Raw genomic sequence first — 19,805 nt, 5'->3', positions numbered from 1 at the left:
GCGAATCGCATGGCCCGACTGCAGTCTCCCCAAACCCTCGCCAATGTCGGCGAATTCACCGTTTCCGAGCTGTCGCAGGCGCTGAAGCGGACGGTCGAGGACACCTATGGGCATGTCCGGGTGCGCGGCGAGATCACCGGGTTTCGCGGGCCGCATTCGTCGGGACATTGCTATTTTGCGCTGAAGGATGAGGGCGCCAAGATCGAGGCGGTGATCTGGAAGGGCGTGGCCGGGCGGATGCGGTTCAAGCCGCAGGAAGGCCTCGAGGTCATCGCCACCGGCAAGCTGACCACCTACCCCGGCTCGTCGAAATATCAGATCGTGATCGAGGCGCTCGAGCCCGCCGGCGTCGGCGCGCTGATGGCTCTGATGGAAGAGCGCAAGAAGAAGCTCGCCGCCGAGGGCCTGTTCGACGAGGCGCGCAAGCAGCTGCTGCCGTGGCTGCCGGAGGTGATCGGCGTCGTCACCTCGCCGACCGGCGCGGTGATCCGTGACATCCTGCACCGCCTGGAAGACCGTTTCCCGCGCCGCGTGCTGGTGTGGCCGGTGCGGGTGCAGGGCGAAGGCTCGGCCGAGCAGATTGCGGCAGCGATCCGCGGCTTCAACGAACTCAGCCCGGATGGGCCGATCCCGCAGCCGGATCTGCTGATCGTCGCGCGCGGCGGCGGCTCGCTGGAAGATCTGTGGTCGTTCAACGAAGAGATCGTGGTCCGCGCCGCAGCCGACAGCATGATCCCGCTGATCTCGGCAGTCGGCCATGAGACCGACGTCACCCTGATCGATTTTGCCGCCGACAAGCGTGCGCCGACCCCGACGGCGGCGGCCGAAATGGCCGTCCCGGTGCGCGCCGAGCTGTTCGTCGAAGTCGGCGGGCTGGCCCGGCGGATGCTGTCGAGCTGGCAGCGCTGCCAGGACTTCCGCCGCAACGAACTGCGCGCCGCCGCACGTGCCCTGCCCGGCGCCTCCGACCTGCTGGCGATCCCACGGCAGCGGCTCGACAACGCGGCCGCCTCACTGCCGCGCGCGCTGCGCGCCAACACCCATGCACATCACCGCCGCTTCGCCGCTGCGGCGGCCGGCATGACCCTCAAGGTGCTGCGAGCGCAGGTGGCGCACAGCGCCCACCGGCTCGACAGCGCCGGCACGCAATTGCAGCGCTGTGCCCGCGCCACGCTGCGGCACCGCCGGGAGCGGTTCGAGGGGCTGGCGGTGCGGCTGCAGGCCTCGAAGCTCGCCAATCAGCAGGCGCAGCGGATGCGGATCGCCCGCGAGCAGGAGCGGCTGGATCGCCTCGCCGAGCGGGCCCGGCGGGCGTTGATCACCCTGCTGGAACGCCGGCAGGCGCGGGTCGACGCCACCGGCAAGCTACTCACCGCACTATCCTACCGCGGAGTCCTGGCGCGCGGGTTCGCGCTGGTGCGGGATGCCGACGGTCGCTCGGTGCACGCCGCTGCATCGGTCGCCGCGGGCGCCCGACTCAGCGTCGAATTCGCCGACGGCCGGGTCGCCGTCACCGCCGACGGCGACAGCGGATCGTCGGCCGAGGCCACCAAGCCGGCGGCAACGCCGGCCAAACCGGCCAAGCGGCCGGCAAGCCCGGCGGGCCAGGGGTCGCTGTTCTAGCCGGACAACCGCTGGCCGCGGGGAAAACGACGCCGCCATGACAGGACGGCGGTTTGCAATGCGGCGCTTCCGTTCTATCTGTCAGGTGTATCGACCCGCAGCGTTGCCGCGTTCCGCAACCTGCGGTTTTCCAGGAGATCAGCCGTGCTGAACAAATTTGGCTTCTCGGGTTCTGGCGAAGCCCAGGTGCAGTATCTCGATGGCGACTTCCGCGTGATCTCGCCCGGCACCTATGTGCGCTGCGCCGTCACCGGGGTGCAGATCCCGCTCGACGAGCTGAAATATTGGAGCGTCGATCTGAAGGAGCCCTACGCCACGGCCGAAGCCGTGCTGAAGCGGCATTATCCGGACGCGTTTCAGCCCAAGGGTTGAGGCCGCGATTTAGCGCCGCCCGGCGAGCCTCTCGGCGCGCGCACCGTTGAGCCGGTCGAGCAGGAACAGCCGCAGCTTCGACTCGTCGCCGAACGCCAGCGTCACGGCAAAGGGCACGATCTCCACGCCGAGCGCCTGCTGCGCGCCGCCGATCCGCGCCAGATCTTTTTCGGTGGTGACCAAGGTCAGCCCATCGCGCTTGGCGATAGCGGCGAGTTCGGCCAGTTCCTCGGCCTTAAATGGGTGGTGATCGGGATACGCGCGCTGCTCGGCCACCTCGACGCCGCTGGCCTGAAGCGTTGCGACGAACCGCCCCGGATCACCGATGCCGGCGAACGCCAGCACCCGCCGCCCCCGCAGCGCCTCGACCGACGCCGGCTCCGGCACCAGCCGGGCTCGCAGCACCACGCCGCCCTTCTTCGTAATCTGCTGCGCGAGGCCGTCCGCGGCGGTGCCGTCGCCAACTACGACCAGCGCGTCCGTGCGCGCGATCTGCAGCGCAAGCGGCGCGCGCAGCGGTCCCGCCGGAAACACGCTGCCATTGCCGATGCCGCGATGGCTATCGACCACGATCAGCGCGGCGTCCTTGGTCAGCGCCGGATTCTGAAAACCGTCGTCCATCAGGATCACGCTGGCGCCGAGCGCGCAGGCCAGCGCCGCGCCGTCGCTGCGGTCGCGCGCCACCACCACCGGTACCCGGCCTGCCATCATCAGCGGTTCGTCGCCGATGTCGGCGGCGCTGTGCCGCGTCGGATCGACCTGGACCGGCCCGTGCAGCCGTCCGCCGTAGCCGCGACTGAGGACCACAGGGGTTTCACCGAATTCGCGTAGCAGCGCCACCAGCGCGAGCGTCGTCGGCGTCTTGCCGGCACCGCCCGTGTGATAGTTGCCGACGCACAGCACCGGCACGCCGACCGTGGTCCCGGTCTTCTGCATCCGCGCCGCGGCGATGTTGCCGTAGATCGCGGCGATCGGCAGCAGCAGGCGCGACACCAGCGAAGGAGGCCGGTGCCAGAAGCCCGGCTCACGCATTCCCGGCGCCCTGTTCGATCTGCAATTGCAGCAGATAAGGCTCAAGCGCCGCGATGGTGCGGTCGAGCGCGCCGCCGAGGCGATCGACCACCTTGGTGGCCGCGGTGATCGAGATCTGCCGCGCGTCGTGGTTCGACAGCAGCGACGAGATCCGCAGTACCAGCGCGTCGACATCGGGCACGGCGAACGCGCCGCCTTCATCGTCGAGCGCGCGATAGACCTCGGTGAAATTGGAGACGTGCGGGCCGTGTACGATCGCGGCGCCGAGCTTGACCGCCTCGATCGGATTCTGGCCGCCATGCTCGATCAGCGAGCCGCCCATGAACACGATCGGCGCCAGCCGATAGAACAGCCCGAGTTCGCCCATAGTGTCGGCGACGTAGATCGCGGTCGCGGCCATCGGCTGCTGCTCGCGCGAGCGCAGCGCCACCGGCAGCCCTGCGGCCTCGACCAGGCCGGCGACCTGATCGCCGCGATGCGGATGCCGCGGCACGATCACGGTCAGCAGCGTCGGGAAACTCGCCGACAGCCGGCGATGCGCTTCCACCAGCAATTCTTCCTCGCCCGGGTGGGTCGAGGCGGCGACGATCACCGGACGGCCGCGGGTGACCGCGAGCAACCGCTCCAGCCGGCCCGGATCGGCCGGCGGCGGCGCCACATCCATCTTCAGGTTGCCGGTGGTGATCACGCTCGGGCTGCCGAGCGCACTGAAACGTTCGGCATCGACCCGCGACTGCGCCAGACAAATATCGAAACGGCCGAGCAGCGCGCCGATGGTTGCTGACGCACGCTGCCAGCGCGGGAACGAGCGCTGCGACATCCGGCCGTTGATCAGCACCATCGGCACCCGCCGCGCCGAGGCAGCGAGGATCAGGTTCGGCCACAGATCGGATTCGATGAACAGTGCCAGACTCGGACGCCAGTGATCGAGGAAGCGGTCCACGAAGCGCGGCGCGTCGTAAGGAATGAACTGGTGGATGATGTCCGGCGGAAACCGGCTGGCCACCACCTGGGCCGACGTCAGCGTGCCCGAGGTGAGCAGGATGCGCAGGTTGAGCGCGCGCAGCCGTTCGATCAGTCCGGCCGCAGCCAACACCTCGCCGACGCTGGCGCCGTGGATCCACACCACCGGCCCGCGCGGCCGTGCATCATTGCTGAGACCGCGACGTTCACCGACTCGCGACGGATCTTCCTTGCCCTGCTTCAGCCGCCGGCCGATCCACAGCGACGCCAGCGGCGCCGCGGCAGCGGTCAGCTTGCGATAGACGCGGAGCGTCATCGGCACCGGATCAACCATCAACGGCCCCGTCTGTCACCGCGAAGGTGACGCGCATCATCGCCGAGCAGCATCGTCAGTCCCGCGCGATCAGTGCTGCGCGGACCGGGCTTCTTTTTCTGGATCGAGCAAGCGATGCAGATGAACGATGAAGTACCGCATGTGCGCATTATCGACCGTCTGATGCGCCCGGGCCTTCCATGCCGCATAGGCCGTTGCGTAGTTCGGGTACACCCCGACGACGTCGACCTTGTCGAGATCGCGAAACGTCACGTTCTCGAGGTCCGTCAATTCTCCCCCGATTACGAGGTGGAGCAATTGCTGCGCATTGTCCGACATCAAACTTCCTCATTGCGGCGAACAGGCATGCGCGCGCTCAGCCTCGCGGAGAAACGCGAAAATGCTCGACGATGTGAGCATGACGTTCGCGCCCCGCAGCCACCAGCACGCCATGTGTGACCTCGGGACGGTTGTAGACGATGGTCTCGCCCGCGAGAGTTGTCATTGTACCATCCGCTTCGTGCACGATCAAATCGGCCGCGGCAAGGTCCCAATCGCGGCTCTGCCCTCCGGCGAATGCAACGTCGACCTGACGATCAGCAACGCGGCACAGCCGCAGCGCCAGCGAGCCGATCCGCGGCAGGATGTGCGCGGTCGACGGCAAGGCCAGCCGTTCGATCAGCGGTTTCGGGCCGGCGACCTTGGCGCCTTCCAGCGTGGTGCCGACGCTGGCGTGCAGCGACGCGCCGTTGAGCGACGCACCCGCGCCACGCGTGGCAAAGAAGAACTCACCAGATACCGGCGCGAACACCGCGGCCAGCATCGGGTTGGCGTTCGCGATCAGCGCAACCGAAACGCACCAATCCTCCCGGCCGGCCAGATAGGCGCGGGTGCCGTCGATCGGATCGACGATCCACACCCAATCCTTGTCGAGCCGTGTGAGATCGTCGGCGCTTTCCTCCGACAACCAGCCGTAATGCGGCGTGGCGTCCTGCAGCCGCTGTCGAATCAGCTCATCGACGGCGATATCGGCTTCCGACACCGGCGAGGACGCGCCCTTGGTCCAGGTCCGCAGCTCGGTGCGGAACATCGACAGCGCCAGAGCGCCGGCCTCGCGCACGGTGTCGGCGAGCAGCGCTGCGTCGCTCTCAGATGTTTCGATGTGTCGCGTTTCTGGATTAGCGTCCGGCAATCGTCAGCCCCTCGATCCGCAGCGTCGGCGCGTTGACGCCGTAGCGGAAGGTCAGGTCGCTGGCCGGCGTCAACGTCTTGTACATGTCGATCAGGTGCCCGGCGATGGTGACTTCGCTGACCGCGTAGGTGCGCTGGCCGTTTTCGATCCAGAACCCGGCGGCGCCACGGCTGTAGTCGCCGGTGACACCGTTGACGCCGGAGCCGATCAGATCGGTGACGTAGAAGCCTTGCTTGATGTCGCCGATCAGTTCGGCCGGGCTGAGCGGCCCGGCTTCGAGATGCAGATTGTACGGCCCCGGCGACGGCGACGACGATACGCCGCGATGCGCGTGGCCGGTGGTGGTGAGGCCGAGCTCGCGCGCGGTGGCGCAATCCAAAAGCCATGACGTCAGCACGCCGTCGTCGACGATCGACAGCGGCTTGACCGCAACGCCTTCGGCGTCGAACGCCTGCGAGCGCAGACCGCGCTTGCGCAGCGGATCATCGACGATGCGGATGCCGTCCTTGAACAGCTTCTGGCCGAGACGATCCTTCAGAAATGAGGTCTTGCGCGCGATCGATGCGCCATTCGCGGCACCGACCAGATGGCCGACCAGCGAGCCGGCGACGCGCGGATCGAACACCACCGGCACCTTGCAGGTCTCGACCTTGCGCGGCCCGACCCGCGCAGCGGTGCGCTCACCGGCGACGCGCCCGACCTCCTCAGGCGACATCAGGTCGGCGGCATGCGGCGCGGTCGTATATTCATAGTCGCGCTCCATCCCGGTGCCCTCGCCCGCGATCGCGGTCATCGAGATGCTGTGGCTGGAGCGCAGGAACGAGCCTTGGAAACCGGTCGACGTCACCAGCACCATGCCGCCGATCCCCGACGACGCCGAGGCACCGCCCGATTTGGTGATGCCGGGAACTGCGAGTCCTGCGGCCTCCGCGGCGCAGGCGCGCTGCTCCAGTTCGGCGGTCGAGGGCGTGTTCGGATCGAGCAAATCGAGCTCGGGAAAATCGCGCGCCAGCAGATCCGGATCGGCGAGGCCGACATATTTGTCGTCCGGCGCGACGCGGGCCATCGCCACCGCGCGCTCGGCCAGCTTGGTGACCGCGTCCCCGCTGATGTCGTTGGTCGAGACCACCGCCTGACGGCGACCGACGATCACCCGCAGGCCGACATCGTCACCTTCCGAACGCTCGGATTCTTGCATACGCCCGTCGCGCACTTCGACGCCGTGTGACACCCCGCGGACCGCCACCGCATCGGCCTGATCGGCGCCGGCGTGACGCGCCGCCTCGACCAGCCGTTGTGCCAAATCGCTCAGCGCCGACTGATCGAACAAAGCGGAATCCACAGAGGAGGAAGCCGACGAACGTGCGCTTGGTGAAGAGTTCACAAATACAATTCCTAAGGCTGGAAGTAACGACGCGGGAGCAGCGGAGGCGCGCTGTGTACATCACAGATGTGCCTGTTCGGCGCGGACTTCAAGCACTTTGCTCCCAGCCGGAACAATTCATTGCCGGCGCCGGTGCAAGATTGCGTCAATCATGCTGGCCAAGGTTCTGTCAATCATGAGCGGCGAAGCAGCCGGGGTCAGTTTCGATTAACCAGCCTTATTAAGCGAATTCGGACCGGGCTCTGGCAAGCTCTCACCCATCGACCGGGAACATAATTCCGGCGGGGAGATCAAAGCCGTGAGGCGTCAAACAGCAACAGGCGGGGCTAACCTCGCCGGGTCGAGCCGCGACTTGCGGCTCGACCCTCTCTCACTGCCGATCCGCTTCGACGCGCACGATGTGCGGGCCGACGGTGGCATCCGGCAAATCGAACTACACCGCGAGCGGGTGGTGCTACGCCGCGCCGTCGCCGGCATGAGAATGGCGGTGAACGTCAGCGTCAGCGACTTCCGCGGCATCGGCTGCCGAGGTCTCGATGACGGCCGCATGCTCATGCTGGTGCACCGCGATCCGTCGCTGTCGATCCCGCTCGGGATCAGCGACGATCCCGAGGAGATCGAACGCATGTGGGCGCTCTGGAGTGAAATCTTCGGACTGCCGCAGCTGCCCGAAGACAAGCAGCGCGAACCCGCGCAGCGCCGCCGCCGTCATCACGTGATCAGCAAGCGTCGTCCGCGCTTCCTGATGCGCCGACGGGTCGGCCGCCTGCTCGACGCGCCGAAGTGCTTCGGCGGCGAACGCGAGATCATCGCGCGCAACTAATCAGAAATCGGATGAGAGCGCCGGGCTTGCCCGGCCTCACGCCATCGTGCGCGAGACGGCGTCGGCCACCAGGCCGCCGAACAGCAGCAGGCCGGCGTCGCGGTTCGACTTGAACAGCTTCAGGCACAGCGGGCTGTCGTGAATATCGACCCGCACGATCTGCTGCACCAGATGCGCCGCGAACGCGGCAAGGCCGATCCAGGCGAACCAGCCGGCATCGGCGAGCTTCAGCGCCACGCCGATCAGGCTCACCGCCAGACCGAACAGCAGCACCAGCGCCAGCTTGGTGTTCTCACCGAACAGCAGCGCGGTCGACTTGATACCAACCATCAGATCGTCTTCGGCATCCTGATGCGCATAGATCGTGTCGTAGCCGATCACCCAAGAGATCGAGCCGGCGTACAGCGCGAACGCGACCAGATCGAGCCGCTCGAACGTGCCGGCAAAGCCCATCAGCGCGCCCCATGAGAACGCGAGGCCGAGCACGAATTGCGGCCAGTAGGTGATCCGCTTCATGAACGGATAGGCCGCCACGATGATCAGCGACGCGATGCCGGTGAGAATCGCGAAACTGTTGAACTGCAGCAGCACGACGAGGCCGATCAGGCACAGCAGCACCATGAACACGGCGGCCTGCTTGGCGGTGACCTGCCCGGCCGGGATCGGCCGCGACCGGGTGCGCTCGACCTTGTCGTCGAGATCGCGGTCGGTGATGTCGTTCCAGGTGCAGCCGGCGCCTCGCATCACGAACGAGCCGATGAAGAACAACGCGCAGAACAGCGGCAGGCGGCTGAGGTCGTGGGCCATGCCGGCGGCCAGCGCCGCCGACCACAGGCACGGCATCAGCAGCAGCCAGGAGCCGATCGGACGATCGAACCGCGCCAGCCTCAGATAAGGCCGCGTCCACAGCGGCGCATGGTTGTCGACCCAATTGCCCGTGGAGTCGGCGACCCGCCCGGCCGCGCCGCTGGCCGGAATTCCGCTCATCGCGCCAGCACGTTGCCGTTGAGGGTATCGAAGGTGGTGCCGCCGAACTTCTTGGCGGAGGTGTTGGCCTCAGGCGTGGCGCTGGAGGAACCGAGCACGTCGGCGAAGCTCGGACCCGCCGGCCCGCGCTGCTGCTGCTCGGCGATGCTGCAGACCTGCTTCTGCATCTGCTCGGTGCGCTTGTGGCCGGTCTTGAGCTGTTCGGCGATGTCGTCCGGGATGCCGCAGCGCTTTGAGTTGCTGACAACGTATTTGATCATCGCCGTTTCGGAGCTGGAGAACGCGCCGATCAGCTTGCAGGCCTCGGAGGCCGGCGCCTTGCGCTTGCCGGCGGCTTGAATCGCCTGGCCGCGCTTCTCGGCTTCTTTCCGCAGCTTGAGGAAGTCGTTCATGCAGGCTTCGCCGCCGGCCTGCTGCCCCATCGGCGCGGCACCGGGAGGCGGACCAAATGCGCCGCCGCCACCGGCGATCGGAGCTGCGCCCGCGGCCGGGAACGATCCGCCGGAGCTGTTCACCGGGGGAAACACCGAGCTGTTGCTCGATGCAGCCGGCGATGACGACGACTGGTTCGGCAGCGGCGCAGGAAATGCCGAGGAAGATGAAGACTGGTTCGGCAACGGCGCCGGGAACGCGCCCTGGGCCAGCGCCGGGACGGCTTGAACGGCAAATGCGGCGGCTAACGCCGGTACAATCAAACGTCGGATGATCAAGGCTGCTCCTCCGGCAAGGTTCGATGGTCCCCGTTGGCCCGATGACGCGTCGAAAAACGACGTGGGGGCCTTTTACGATTCCGGATCGCCCTTAACAACCCGCCGATTGGGGCGGTAGCGCGGCGCTTCGCCCCACAGGCGGCTGATATTCTTGAAAAATTGGGTTAGAAGCGGCGCGTGAGACCCAGCCGATGAGCCGATACGACTTCCGCAGCCCCCGCCTTTTCGTCGATGCCGCCCTCGCGCCCGGTGCGCAGGTGCCGCTCGAGCGCGACCAGAGCAATTATCTCGGCAATGTGCTGCGGCTCGGTGCCGGCGCCGCCGTACTGGCCTTCAACGGCCGCGACGGCGAGTGGCGCGCCACCATCGCGGGCCGCAAGCGGCCGGACGCGCTGGAGGTGGCGGAGCAGACCCGGCCGCAGGACCGCCTGCCCGATGTCGCCTATGTGTTCGCCCCGCTGAAGCACGCCAGGCTCGACTATATGGCTCAAAAGGCTGTGGAAATGGGCGCCGGCCGGCTGCAGCCCGTGCTCACCCAGCACACCCAGGTGCACCGCCTGAACACCGACCGGATGCGCGCCAACGTGATCGAGGCCGCCGAGCAATGCGGTATCCTGAGCTTGGCGGAGGTCAACGAACCGATCGGGCTCGACCGGTTCCTGGCCGGCCGGGCCGGCGGCGAACGGCTGCTAGTGTTCTGCGACGAAGACGCCGAAATCGCCGATCCCGTCGCTGCGCTGCAGGCCGCGCAGGATGCGGCGGCGAAGGGTGTCGACCTGCTGGTCGGTCCAGAGGGCGGGTTTTCCACCGAAGAGCGCACCCTGCTGCTGAAACAGCCCAACATCCTACGGCTGGCGCTCGGCCCGCGGATCATGCGGGCCGACACTGCAGCAGTCGCCGCCCTGACTCTAGTTCAGGCGGTGATGGGCGATTGGACTTAGCCGAGGCTGCCGTTTGTCAAATCGATTTTGGACTAACTGAAACGTTGAACCCTTTAGCTTCAATTGCCTTCATCAAATCTTCAAGGGGCATGGCCTCAAGCGAAACAGTCTTCAAGCAAGACGAAACATCCTCACCATTCTGTAAAAATTCCTTTGTAACTCCAAGAACCTGGGCAATTGAAGACAGCATATCCGGCCGAGGCACAACGTCGTTTTTCTCCCAATTCCAAACGGCCGTGGGAGTCACATCCAATAACTTCGCCAAGTCCGAAGCGCTCATCGAGCGCGCTTCTCGGGTAGCGCGAAGGCGGCCAGCAAAACCATTATTCTTCATACCTTTAGACATACCCCAATCCTTTCTCAGATGCGTGACATTGAGAAAAGATAGCACATATTTGACATTTTTCAATACAATTTTTTATTTTAATGAATTTTTTTAAATTTTCAATGATCTGTCGCCTCACTTGTGCCGGGTCGAATCTGTCATTCACCCGTGTTAAGGGCTGCGCCGACTAGCGTTTTCTGTTTCACCCTCCCTGCCCGGGACCGCAGGACTGACCGATCATGACAAAGACCGCCGCCACTCGCGCGACCGGATCCGCCGCGTGGGCGGAGGCGCTGCTGCAATCCTTCGCGGAGGCCGGCTATGCCCAGGCCACGCCGCCGATCCTGCAGCCCGCCGAACCGTTCCTTGACCTGTCGGGCGAGGACATCCGCAAAAGCCTGTACCTGACCACCGACGCCACCGGCGAGGAACTGTGCCTGCGCCCGGACCTGACGATCCCGGTGGCACGCGACTACCTCGCCTCCAAGGCCGCGGGCCAGCCGGAGGGGTTCTGCTATCTTGGCCCGGTGTTCCGGCAGCGTGGCGGCAAGCCGAGTGAATTCCTGCAGGCCGGGATCGAGTCGTTCGGCCGCCAGGATCGCGCCGCGGCCGATGCCGAGATGCTGGCGCTGGTGTTCGGCGCCACCACCGCGCTCGGGGTCAGCGCGGTCGAAGTCCGCACCGGCGACGTCGCGCTGTTCGCCGCGCTGATCGATGCGCTCGACCTGATGCCGGTGTGGCGGCGCCGGCTGATGAAAGATTTTCATCGCAAGGCCAGCCTGGCGCAGGACCTGGAGCGGCTGACGCTCGCGCCCTCGACCAGCAACGAATACGAAGGCGTGCTCGCCGCGCTCGCCGGCTCCGACCGCAAGGCGGCGCTGGCGCTGGTCACCGACCTGATGTCGATCGCCGGCGCCACCACGCTCGGCGGCCGCTCGGTGGCGGAGATCGCCGACCGCTTCCTCGAGCAATCGACGCTGAAGAGCGGCGCGCTGCCGCGCGACGCGCTCGACAAGATCAAGCGCTTCCTGGCGATCGCCGGCGCACCGAACGACGCGCTGAAGGCGCTGCGCGCACTCGCCGCCGACGCCAAGCTGTCGATCGACGCAGCGATCGATCAGTTCGAAGCACGGATCGGCTTCATGGCCGGCCGCGGCATCGACCTGTCGAAGGTGCGGTTCTCCACCGCATTCGGCCGCGGCGTCGATTACTACACCGGCTTCGAATTCGAGCTGCACCATGCCGGCAATGGCGACGAGCCGCTGGTCGCCGGCGGCCGCTATGACGGGCTGATGAGCCAGCTCGGCGCAGCCTCGCCGATCCCCGCGGTCGGCTTCTCGATCTGGATCGAGGCGATGAAACAGACCAGCGCCGGAGGTGCCGCATGAGCGCGCCGTTCGTTCTCGCGGTCCCGTCCAAGGGCCGCCTGCAGGAAAACGCCGAAGCGTTCTTCGCCCGTGCCGGGCTGACGCTGAGCAAGCCCGGCGGCGCCCGCGACTATCGCGGCACGATCGCCGGCCTCGACAATGTCGAGGTCGCGTATCTGTCGGCGAGCGAGATCGCCGCCAACCTCGCCCGCGGCTCGGTGCATTTCGGCGTCACCGGCGAGGATCTGGTGCGCGAAAGCATCACTGGTGCCGACAAGCGCGTGCTGCTGATCGACGGGCTCGGCTTCGGCTATGCCAACGTCGTGGTGGCTGTGCCGCAGGCGTGGATCGACGTCCGCACCATGGCCGATCTCGACGACGTCACCACCGGCTTCCGCGCCCAGCACAACCGGCGGATGCGGGTCGCGACCAAGTACATCAACCTGACGCGCGGCTTCTTCGCCCAACACAACGTCGTCGACTACCGGATCGTCGAGAGCGCCGGCGCGACCGAAGGCGCTCCCGCGGTCGGCACCGCCGAGATGATCGTTGACATCACCACCACCGGCGCGACGCTGGCCGCCAACGGACTCAAGGTGCTCGACGACGGCGTGATGCTGCGCAGCCAGGCCAACCTCGTCGCCTCACGCGAAGCCGACTGGTCGGACACTGCGCGCGAAACCGCGCGCGTGATCCTCGATCACATCGCCTCGCGGGCCCGCGCCGGCAAGTACAAGGAAGTCCGCACCCGGTTCAAAGGCTGCAACGACGCGCTGCTCGCCGAGGCGCACAGCCGGTTCGGCGTGGTGTCGCCGTTCGGCGGGCCGACCTCGTCGGGGATGCTGACGCTGCACTGTCCGCCCGCGCAGATCTATGCGCTCGGCAGCTTCCTGCGGCAGCATGGCGCAGACACCGTGTCGGTGGCCGCGCTGGACTACGTGTTCGACAAGGAAAACCCGCTGTTCAGCAAGCTTGCGGCGTTCCTGCCGCAATAACGCCGAGCAGACCGGCGCCGGTGGCGCCGGCGGGTGGAACCACCATATAGTCACGAGACAAACAAGGCCGCGTGCAAGCCGGAAGTCGATCGATGATGCTTGGGAGTGACGTCTCGGGTCTGTCCACCGAAGCGGGTAGCGCCGCGGCGCTGGGCCTGTCCATCGTGGTGCCGGCCTTCAACGAAGCCGGCGGCCTGCAGGCGCTGCACGGCCGGCTGATCACGCTGGCCGCAACGCTGCGCCAGCGCTACGGCCTCGCCTGCGAAGTGGTGTATGTCGACGACGGCAGCTCGGACGCGACGCTGAGCATCGCCCGCAATCTGCCGGCCACCATGCTCGACGTGCAGGTGGTGTCGCTGTCGCGCAATTTCGGCAAGGAAGCCGCGCTGATGGCGGGGCTCGACCACGCCAGCCGCGGTGCCGTGCTGTTCATGGACGGCGACGGCCAGCACGCCCCGGAACTGGTCGAGACGCTGGTGGGGCATTGGATCGAAGACGGCTTCGACGTCGTCTATACGGCCAAGGCGCATCGCGACAATGAGCCGGCGCTGCGCCGCACCGCGGTGCGCGGCTTTTATGCGCTGATCAATTGGGGCGCACGGCAGAAGATCCCGGAAGACGCCGGCGATTTCCGCCTGCTGTCGCCGCGCGCCGCCCAGGCGCTGCGGCAGCTTCCCGAACGCAACCGCTTCTTCAAGGGCCTCGCGAGCTGGATCGGCTTCCGTCAGAAGCGGGTCGATTACGAGCCGGAGCCGCGTTCGCACGGCTTTTCGACGTTCTCGACCGCGCGGCTGATCGGATTGTCGATCGAAGGACTGACGTCGTTCTCGGTGGCGCCGCTGCGGATCGCCAGCCTGCTCGGCGTGGTGCTGGCGATCAGCGCGTTCCTGTTCGGTCTGTCGATCCTGTGGGAGACCTGGATCGACGGCAAGTCGGTGCCCGGCTATCCGTCGATCATCGTCGGGATGATGACGATCGGCGGCGTGCAGCTGCTGATGATCGGCATCGTCGGCGAATACATCGGCAAGATCCTGTCGGAGATGAAGGCGCGGCCGATCTACTTCGTGGCCGAGCATAGCGTGAAGCGCGCCGACACCGATGCCGGCGATCCGGCCAAGCGGTCCGCCGCAGAATGAGCGAAGCTGGCCAGCGCCGGATCTGGCTGGTCGCCGACGATTACGGCATCAGCCCCGGGGTTAATCGCGCGATCCGCGATCTGATCGAACGCAGCCGCATCAACGCCACCTCGGTGATGATGGTTGGCCCGGCCATCGGACGCGACGATGCGGCCGAGTTGCTCAACGCCGCCGCCGCTAATCCGCATGCGGCGATCGGGCTGCACGCGACCCTGACGGCGCCGTTCGCACCGCTGACGATGCATTATCACCCGCTGCATGGCGGCCAGTTTCTGCCGCTCGGGCGCAAGCTGCGCGGCACGCTGCTGCGCCGCCACGACAGCGCGGTGATCGCCACCGAACTCAGCGCCCAGATCGAAGCCTTCACCGACCGGTTCGGCCGTCCGCCGGACTACATCGACGGCCATCAACACGTGCAGCTGTTTCCGCAGGTGCGCGACGCATTCCTCGGCGTGGTGAAGACGCTGGCGCCGCATGCCTGGGTCCGGCAATGCGGCCGCAGCGTGCCGCTGGCGCGGCGGCTCGGCAATCCCAAGCCGCTGCTGCTCGACGCCCTCAGCGCACCGTTCCGCAGCCGCGCGGCGCGCTTCGGCATCGCATTCAATTCAGGTTTCGCCGGCGCTTACGACTTCCTGCGCGAGACCGACTTCGACATGCTGATGGGCTCGTTCCTCGATGGCCTGCCCGATGGCGGCCTGGTGATGTGCCATCCGGGCGAGGTCGACGACATCCTGATCAGCCTCGATCCGTTCACCGATCAGCGCGCGCGCGAATACGCGTATCTCGGTGGCGACCGCTTCCCGGAACTACTTGCAAAACACAACGTCAGCCTCGCTGCGATGCCGCCCCAGGCGCCGGGTCAGGCCGTTTTGTCGCATACAGAAATTTAATCCAGGGCCGGACTTACGGCCGCCTCAAGGTTCCTTAGATTTGACGACACCCGCGCCTGCGATCGCCGCCGGCGAGCGCCGCGGCGCAGGTTCGAGCGATGCTCAGGGAGATCATCATGACGCCGCAGGAACGCCAGCTTGTCGACGATCTGTTCGAACGGCTCGCCCGCCTGGAAGCCACCCCACGCGACCCGGACGCCGCCGCTGCAATTTCGCAAGGGCTGCGGATCGCGCCGAACGCGATCTACGGGCTGGTGCAGACCGTGCTGGTCCAGGACGAGGCGCTGAAGCGGGCGCACGAACGCATCCAGGAACTGGAGTCCGATCACGGCCCGCAGTCGCAGGAACGCGGCGGCTTTCTCGATTCGATGCGCGACGCGATTTTTGGCCAAGGCCAAGCGCCGCAGCGCGGCTCGGTGCCGAACGTCCCGCCGCCCGGCGCGGGTAGCCGTCCGGCCTGGAACACCGGGCAGGTGCTCGGCCAGCAATCTGCCGCGCCGCCTTACGGACAGCCGCAGCAGGCACCTTATGGTCAGCCGCAGGGCCAGTATGGCGGCCAGTTCGGCGGCCAGGGCGCCTCGCCGTTCGGCGGCGGAGGTGGCGGCGGCGGCTCGTTCCTCGGCACCGCAGCGGCGGCTGCAGCAGGCGTGGTCGGTGGCTCGCTGCTGCTCTCCAGCATCCGCGGCATGATGGGCGGCGGCTCGCACCAGAGCCTCGCCGACCAGGGCGGCCTTGGCAGCGGCCTGCAGAGCCCATGGGGCGGCAGCGACTCCTCAGGCGGCAACCTCGCACAGCAGGCCGGGCTTGGTGACATCGGCTCACAGCGCGGCGGCGTCGACGATAGCTCGCGCTACGGCATGACGGATCAGAACAACAACGATTACGACCAGGTCGCCGACGCCGGCTACGACCGCGACGACATGGACATGGACTCCGACGATTTCGACGGCGGCGGCGACAGCGACTTCGCTTAAAGCTCTCCAGCACCCGCCGACGTGCAACGGCCGCCCACTCGGGCGGCCGTTGTCGTGAGCAGGCTCAGTCTTGGCATCGACCGATCAGATCACCACCACCTTGGTGCCAACGCCGACGCGGCCATACAGGTCGATGACGTCCTCGTTGCGCATGCGGATGCAGCCGGAGGAGACGTTGGTGCCGATCGTCCACGGCTCGTTGGAGCCATGGATGCGGTACAGGGAGGAGCCGAGATACATCGCCCGTGCGCCGAGCGGATTGGCCGGGCCGCCTTCCATATGACGCGGCAGATCGGGGCGGCGCGCCAGCATTTCCTTCGGCGGGGTCCACGCCGGCCATTCGCGCTTGGCGGTGATCGTCTTCACGCCCGACCAGGTGAATCCGGGACGGCCGACGCCGACGCCGTAGCGCAGCGCCTTGCCCTCGCCCTGCACCAGGTAGAGGAACTTGTTCGGGGTATCGATCACGATCGTGCCGGCTTTTTCGCCGCCATGGTAATCAACAAGTTGCTTTTCGTAGCGCGGATCGAACTCGGGACGGGCCGGCTCGATCGCCGCTTCCTGCTCCTGCATCAGCTGCGGAGCGGTCGGCGCGATGTACTCTCGGCGTTGTTCATAGGCCGGCTCACGCTGATAATACCGCGAGGACGGCGGCGGAGCGCCATCGCTGAACAGGAATTCGATGAAGCCACCGCCGAGATTCGGGCGGTCGGCATAGGCGGTGCGCACCCGCGCCGGAGGGGCGGGCTGCGGCTCGGCATAGACCACCGTCGGCTCCGGGCTCGATGAAAATTCGTAAGCGACGGCGGGATGATAGCCAGCGGCGAGACAGGACACGCTGGTCAGCAACGCGAGGGTAGTTTTGTTGAACATCGACGTACTCTGCACCGTTTCGTCGTGGACTCGCCGAAATTTGCGGCGGTGAACGCAACGGATCAGAAACCAAAACCGGATCGGTTTGGTAAACGCGGGCGGCAAACGGATTCACCATGACGCTCTGGAACGCCCATTCCTGAGATCAGCGTTTATTTTCGATGAATGCCGCTGCGCCATGGTTAACAGTGCGTTCGCTCGTCCTATTACTTAGCGAAAATGCAGGTTCCGATCCGCAACGCACCGTTAAACAGATGCCGCTACGACAAGCCGGTGCCTTGAACTGGGATCAACCGACCGATGTCCTTCCAACGCAAGCGTTTCCGCATTGAAGAACTTACGCTCGGCGCAGCGCCGATGCTCGCACCGATCGAATTCGAAGCGGGTCCGACTAATCGCGACCTGATGGCGGAGCTACGCGCGATCCGAGCCCAGATCGTCAATGGCGTCCATCCTGCGCCCGCCACCGGCGAGTCAGGTACCAACAAAGAAATCGACGCTTCGCTCGCGGCGGAAGCCGCCGAGACCAAAGCACTGCTGGCGAGCTACAAGGCTCAAGTCGAGCAGTGCGAGAAGCTGAAGATCGAACTCGATCTGATCCACAACGCGATCGATCAGACCAAGCGCGAAATCGCCGTGCTGCACTCCAAGAGCTTCAGCGGCGAGGAGATGGCCAAGGTCAACGGTGAACTCGGCGCGGTCGTCGGCGGCACCGAGGAAGCCACGCAGCAGATCCTCGAAGCTGCGGAAGCGATCGATCAGGCCGCCACCGCGCTCGGCAAGGTCAACTCGGCCGATCAGCAGCAGGCGCTCAGCGAAGAAATCCAGGAGCGGGTGATCTCGATCTTCGAGGCCTGCAACTTCCAGGATCTCACCGGCCAGCGCATCAGCAAGGTGATGAACACGATGAAGTTCATCGAGCATCACATCGTGCAGATGATGGAGATCTGGGGCGGCGTCGACGAGATCAAGTCGCACGCGCCTGCAGTGGTCGACAACCGCGACGACGACGCCAAGCTGCTCAACGGCCCGCGCGCGCTCGGCGAAGATGGCCACGCCTCGCAGGACGACATCGACGCGATGTTCAACTGATCGCCGGCTGCCGCCTCAGCGCCGCTCGGCGGCGCGTGGCGGCTGCAGCGCCAGGAAACATCCCAGCGTCGCCAGGGCGCACACCATCCCGACCTCGACGACGGTGGCGTCGGAAAACCGCTCCACCGCCGCCGCTACGATGAACGGCGCCGACGCCTGCACGAACAGCGCAGGCCGCGCGATCCGGCCGATCACCCGGCCATAACCCTGCGCTCCGAACATCAACAGCGGCAGGCTGCCCCGCGCGATCGTCATCACGCCATTGGCGGCGCCGAACGCCACACAGAACACGCCGGCGACCAACACTGATGGGCCGGCAAACGCCAGCATCGCGAACGAACAGGCCATCAGCGTCACCGCCCCGCGCGCAATCCAGAGCGGATGCGTCCGGCCGGCGAGCAGGAAGTCCGCCAGCCGGGCCGCCACCTGCGACGGGCCGAACAGCGCGCCGAGCGTCACCACGGTGCCGGCATCAAGGCCACCGCGCTGAAACATCGCCAGCAGGTTCGACGTCACCCCGGACAGCATCAAGGCGTATATCGCGAAGGCGGTCGCGATCAGTACGAACGGGCGTCCCTCCGGGCGCAGCGGCTCCGCAGGCATCAGATGCGGGTTCGGGCTGGGCGCAACGACCGACGGCGCGGCCTTGCGCGGCAGCACCAAGCCATGCAGCGGCGCGACCACGCAGGCCAGCACCGCCGCGAAGGCGAAATAGGTGCCGCGCCAGCCGACGGCGTCGAGCAGCAGATGGGTCGCCGGCCAGCCGACGGTGGAAGCGAAGCCGCCCGCGAAGGTGACGAAGGTGATCTGCCGCCGGGCCGTGGTGCCGAACAGCCGCGCCAGCGTGGCGAACGCCGGATCGTACAGCGTCGAGGCCATCGCGACACCGAGCAGCGCCCAGCCGACGAAATACACCGGCCACAGGTCGATGCCGGCGATCAGCACCATGCCGAGCGCGCCGACCAATGCTCCCGGCGCCATCACCACGTTGCCGCCGTGGCGGTCGATCAGACCGCCAATGACCGGCGACAGGATGCCGGAGATCACCAGGGCCAGCGAAAACCCGGACATCCCGAAGGCCAGCGACCAGCCATGCGCCGCGGCGAGATGCGGCATGGTCAAGACCGGCGGATAGATCAGCATGCCCCAGCACAGAATCTGGGTGACCGCCAAAACGCCGACCGCGCGCTCCGGTCCGGACACCAGTCTGCGCAGTCCGCTCATCGGGTCATGGAATCAGATCGGCCCTGGATATTTGGCAGAGGTCAGGCGCGCGGGGCGCAGCGGACATAGACCATGTTGCCGTAGCGGGTGGCGGCGTCCTTGTCGACGAAGCGGGTGATCATCACGCGGCCGTCGAACGACACGATCTCGCGGTCCTGCTCGCCGATCGGACCGGCTGGCCCGATATAGTTCTTGCCGCTTTGCGAACCCTTCAGCCGCAGCTCCTGCGGGGTGGCCTGGTCGGCCAGATGCATGATCACGCCGCCGGTCGGACCGGCACCGATCACGTAAGGATTCTTGCATTGCGCGACCGCGGCCTTTTCGGTGCGAGCCCGGTCGGACGGATTGAGATACGACGCGAGGCCCCAGCGGCCGACGATTTCTTCCGAGCGGATGGTGGCGGGCAGTTCCGGCGGCGCCGCCGGCTCCTGCACTGCAGCCGGCTGCGAACCGCCAAGGCTGAAGCCACCGATGCTGCCGCACGCGCCGAGCCCCAGCGCCATCAGCGACGCCATGCCCAGATTGAGCGACGCGCGTGCGTTGCGTGAATTGACCATGATTTCTCCCCGAGCAAACGCCCCGTTCGCCC

At 66.6% G+C, this 19,805-nt stretch carries 21 protein-coding genes; 10 read left to right on the top strand and 11 right to left on the bottom strand.

Features of this window, described 5'->3' with window-relative positions; genetic code table 11:
• Nucleotides 1-9: 9 nt before the first annotated feature.
• Both xseA and RPPS3_RS06200 read left to right on the top strand, forming a co-directional pair.
• Nucleotides 10-1,623: an exodeoxyribonuclease VII large subunit gene (gene xseA / locus RPPS3_RS06205; RefSeq protein ID WP_107343314.1), complete on the top strand. Its 1,614-nt coding sequence runs from the start codon at nt 10-12 to the stop codon at nt 1,621-1,623.
• A 144-nt stretch (nt 1,624-1,767) separates the two neighbouring features.
• Nucleotides 1,768-1,995, top strand: a complete 228-nt coding sequence (locus tag RPPS3_RS06200; RefSeq protein WP_107343313.1) for a DUF2093 domain-containing protein — start codon at nt 1,768-1,770, stop codon at nt 1,993-1,995.
• Between the two features lie 9 nt (nt 1,996-2,004).
• Here the strand turns inward: RPPS3_RS06200 and lpxK are convergent, their stop codons facing one another.
• From lpxK to RPPS3_RS06175, 5 genes are all read right to left on the bottom strand, one after another.
• Entirely contained in the window at nt 2,005-3,027 is a 1,023-nt protein-coding gene (gene lpxK, locus RPPS3_RS06195; protein WP_107343312.1) for a tetraacyldisaccharide 4'-kinase, read from the bottom strand.
• Complete coding sequence (locus RPPS3_RS06190; protein ID WP_107343311.1) at nt 3,020-4,324, bottom strand: 3-deoxy-D-manno-octulosonic acid transferase; 1,305 nt, start codon at nt 4,322-4,324, stop codon at nt 3,020-3,022. The genes lpxK and RPPS3_RS06190 overlap by 8 nt, the downstream gene beginning before the upstream one ends.
• Nucleotides 4,325-4,393: 69 nt before the next feature.
• Complete coding sequence (locus RPPS3_RS06185) at nt 4,394-4,642, bottom strand: DUF4170 domain-containing protein (RefSeq protein WP_107343310.1); 249 nt, start codon at nt 4,640-4,642, stop codon at nt 4,394-4,396.
• A 37-nt stretch (nt 4,643-4,679) separates the two neighbouring features.
• Entirely contained in the window at nt 4,680-5,495 is an 816-nt protein-coding gene (locus RPPS3_RS06180) for a 3'(2'),5'-bisphosphate nucleotidase CysQ (RefSeq protein ID WP_107343309.1), read from the bottom strand.
• On the bottom strand, nt 5,482-6,879 hold the full coding sequence (locus RPPS3_RS06175; RefSeq protein WP_107343308.1) for a TldD/PmbA family protein: 1,398 nt from the start codon (nt 6,877-6,879) through the stop codon (nt 5,482-5,484). The genes RPPS3_RS06180 and RPPS3_RS06175 overlap by 14 nt, the downstream gene beginning before the upstream one ends.
• 298 nt (nt 6,880-7,177) lie before the next feature.
• Here RPPS3_RS06175 and RPPS3_RS06170 point away from each other — a divergent pair, with 298 nt between their 5' ends.
• Entirely contained in the window at nt 7,178-7,702 is a 525-nt protein-coding gene (locus tag RPPS3_RS06170) for a DUF6101 family protein (RefSeq protein WP_107343307.1), read from the top strand.
• Nucleotides 7,703-7,738: 36 nt separating this feature from the next.
• On the opposite strand, the gene ubiA is transcribed toward RPPS3_RS06170, so the two are convergent.
• Both ubiA and RPPS3_RS06160 read right to left on the bottom strand, forming a co-directional pair.
• Nucleotides 7,739-8,689: a 4-hydroxybenzoate octaprenyltransferase gene (gene ubiA / locus RPPS3_RS06165; protein WP_107343306.1), complete on the bottom strand. Its 951-nt coding sequence runs from the start codon at nt 8,687-8,689 to the stop codon at nt 7,739-7,741.
• Nucleotides 8,686-9,399 (bottom strand): hypothetical protein, encoded by a 714-nt coding sequence (locus RPPS3_RS06160; protein WP_107343305.1) that lies wholly within the window; start codon nt 9,397-9,399, stop codon nt 8,686-8,688. Before RPPS3_RS06160 ends, ubiA begins: the two co-directional genes overlap by 4 nt.
• A 191-nt stretch (nt 9,400-9,590) precedes the next feature.
• Between RPPS3_RS06160 and RPPS3_RS06155 the strand changes: the two genes are divergently transcribed.
• The gene (locus tag RPPS3_RS06155) at nt 9,591-10,340 is read left to right on the top strand and encodes a 16S rRNA (uracil(1498)-N(3))-methyltransferase (protein WP_107343304.1); all 750 of its coding nucleotides are present in this window, start codon (nt 9,591-9,593) and stop codon (nt 10,338-10,340) included.
• A gap of 16 nt (nt 10,341-10,356) precedes the next feature.
• Here the strand turns inward: RPPS3_RS06155 and RPPS3_RS06150 are convergent, their stop codons facing one another.
• The gene (locus tag RPPS3_RS06150; RefSeq protein WP_107343303.1) at nt 10,357-10,686 is read right to left on the bottom strand and encodes a helix-turn-helix domain-containing protein; all 330 of its coding nucleotides are present in this window, start codon (nt 10,684-10,686) and stop codon (nt 10,357-10,359) included.
• Nucleotides 10,687-10,904: 218 nt separating this feature from the next.
• On the opposite strand from RPPS3_RS06150, the gene RPPS3_RS06145 reads away from it, so the two are divergent.
• From RPPS3_RS06145 to RPPS3_RS06125, 5 genes are all read left to right on the top strand, one after another.
• Complete coding sequence (locus tag RPPS3_RS06145; RefSeq protein WP_107343302.1) at nt 10,905-12,053, top strand: ATP phosphoribosyltransferase regulatory subunit; 1,149 nt, start codon at nt 10,905-10,907, stop codon at nt 12,051-12,053.
• Nucleotides 12,050-13,027, top strand: coding sequence for an ATP phosphoribosyltransferase (gene hisG / locus RPPS3_RS06140; protein WP_107343301.1), 978 nt, complete (start codon nt 12,050-12,052; stop codon nt 13,025-13,027). The genes RPPS3_RS06145 and hisG overlap by 4 nt, the downstream gene beginning before the upstream one ends.
• Nucleotides 13,028-13,119: 92 nt before the next feature.
• Nucleotides 13,120-14,163: a glycosyltransferase family 2 protein gene (locus RPPS3_RS06135; protein WP_107343300.1), complete on the top strand. Its 1,044-nt coding sequence runs from the start codon at nt 13,120-13,122 to the stop codon at nt 14,161-14,163.
• A complete protein-coding gene (locus RPPS3_RS06130; RefSeq protein ID WP_107343299.1) occupies nt 14,160-15,053 on the top strand; it encodes a ChbG/HpnK family deacetylase in 894 nt (297 codons plus the stop codon). The genes RPPS3_RS06135 and RPPS3_RS06130 overlap by 4 nt, the downstream gene beginning before the upstream one ends.
• A 116-nt stretch (nt 15,054-15,169) precedes the next feature.
• Nucleotides 15,170-16,027: a DUF2076 domain-containing protein gene (locus tag RPPS3_RS06125; protein WP_107346466.1), complete on the top strand. Its 858-nt coding sequence runs from the start codon at nt 15,170-15,172 to the stop codon at nt 16,025-16,027.
• Nucleotides 16,028-16,111: 84 nt separating this feature from the next.
• Here RPPS3_RS06125 and RPPS3_RS06120 read toward each other — a convergent pair whose 3' ends face one another.
• Nucleotides 16,112-16,900 (bottom strand): L,D-transpeptidase, encoded by a 789-nt coding sequence (locus RPPS3_RS06120; RefSeq protein WP_107343298.1) that lies wholly within the window; start codon nt 16,898-16,900, stop codon nt 16,112-16,114.
• 300 nt (nt 16,901-17,200) lie between these two features.
• On the opposite strand from RPPS3_RS06120, the gene RPPS3_RS06115 reads away from it, so the two are divergent.
• Entirely contained in the window at nt 17,201-17,992 is a 792-nt protein-coding gene (locus RPPS3_RS06115; RefSeq protein ID WP_107343297.1) for a protein phosphatase CheZ, read from the top strand.
• A 15-nt stretch (nt 17,993-18,007) separates the two neighbouring features.
• On the opposite strand, the gene RPPS3_RS06110 is transcribed toward RPPS3_RS06115, so the two are convergent.
• A complete protein-coding gene (locus RPPS3_RS06110) occupies nt 18,008-19,216 on the bottom strand; it encodes an MFS transporter (protein ID WP_107343296.1) in 1,209 nt (402 codons plus the stop codon).
• Nucleotides 19,217-19,257: 41 nt separating this feature from the next.
• Entirely contained in the window at nt 19,258-19,773 is a 516-nt protein-coding gene (locus RPPS3_RS06105) for a hypothetical protein (protein WP_107343295.1), read from the bottom strand.
• Nucleotides 19,774-19,805: the final 32 nt, after the last annotated feature.

Source organism: Rhodopseudomonas palustris, assembly GCF_003031265.1.
Lineage (GTDB): Bacteria > Pseudomonadota > Alphaproteobacteria > Rhizobiales > Xanthobacteraceae > Rhodopseudomonas > Rhodopseudomonas palustris_H.
This window is presented reverse-complemented; position numbering and strand designations above follow the sequence as displayed.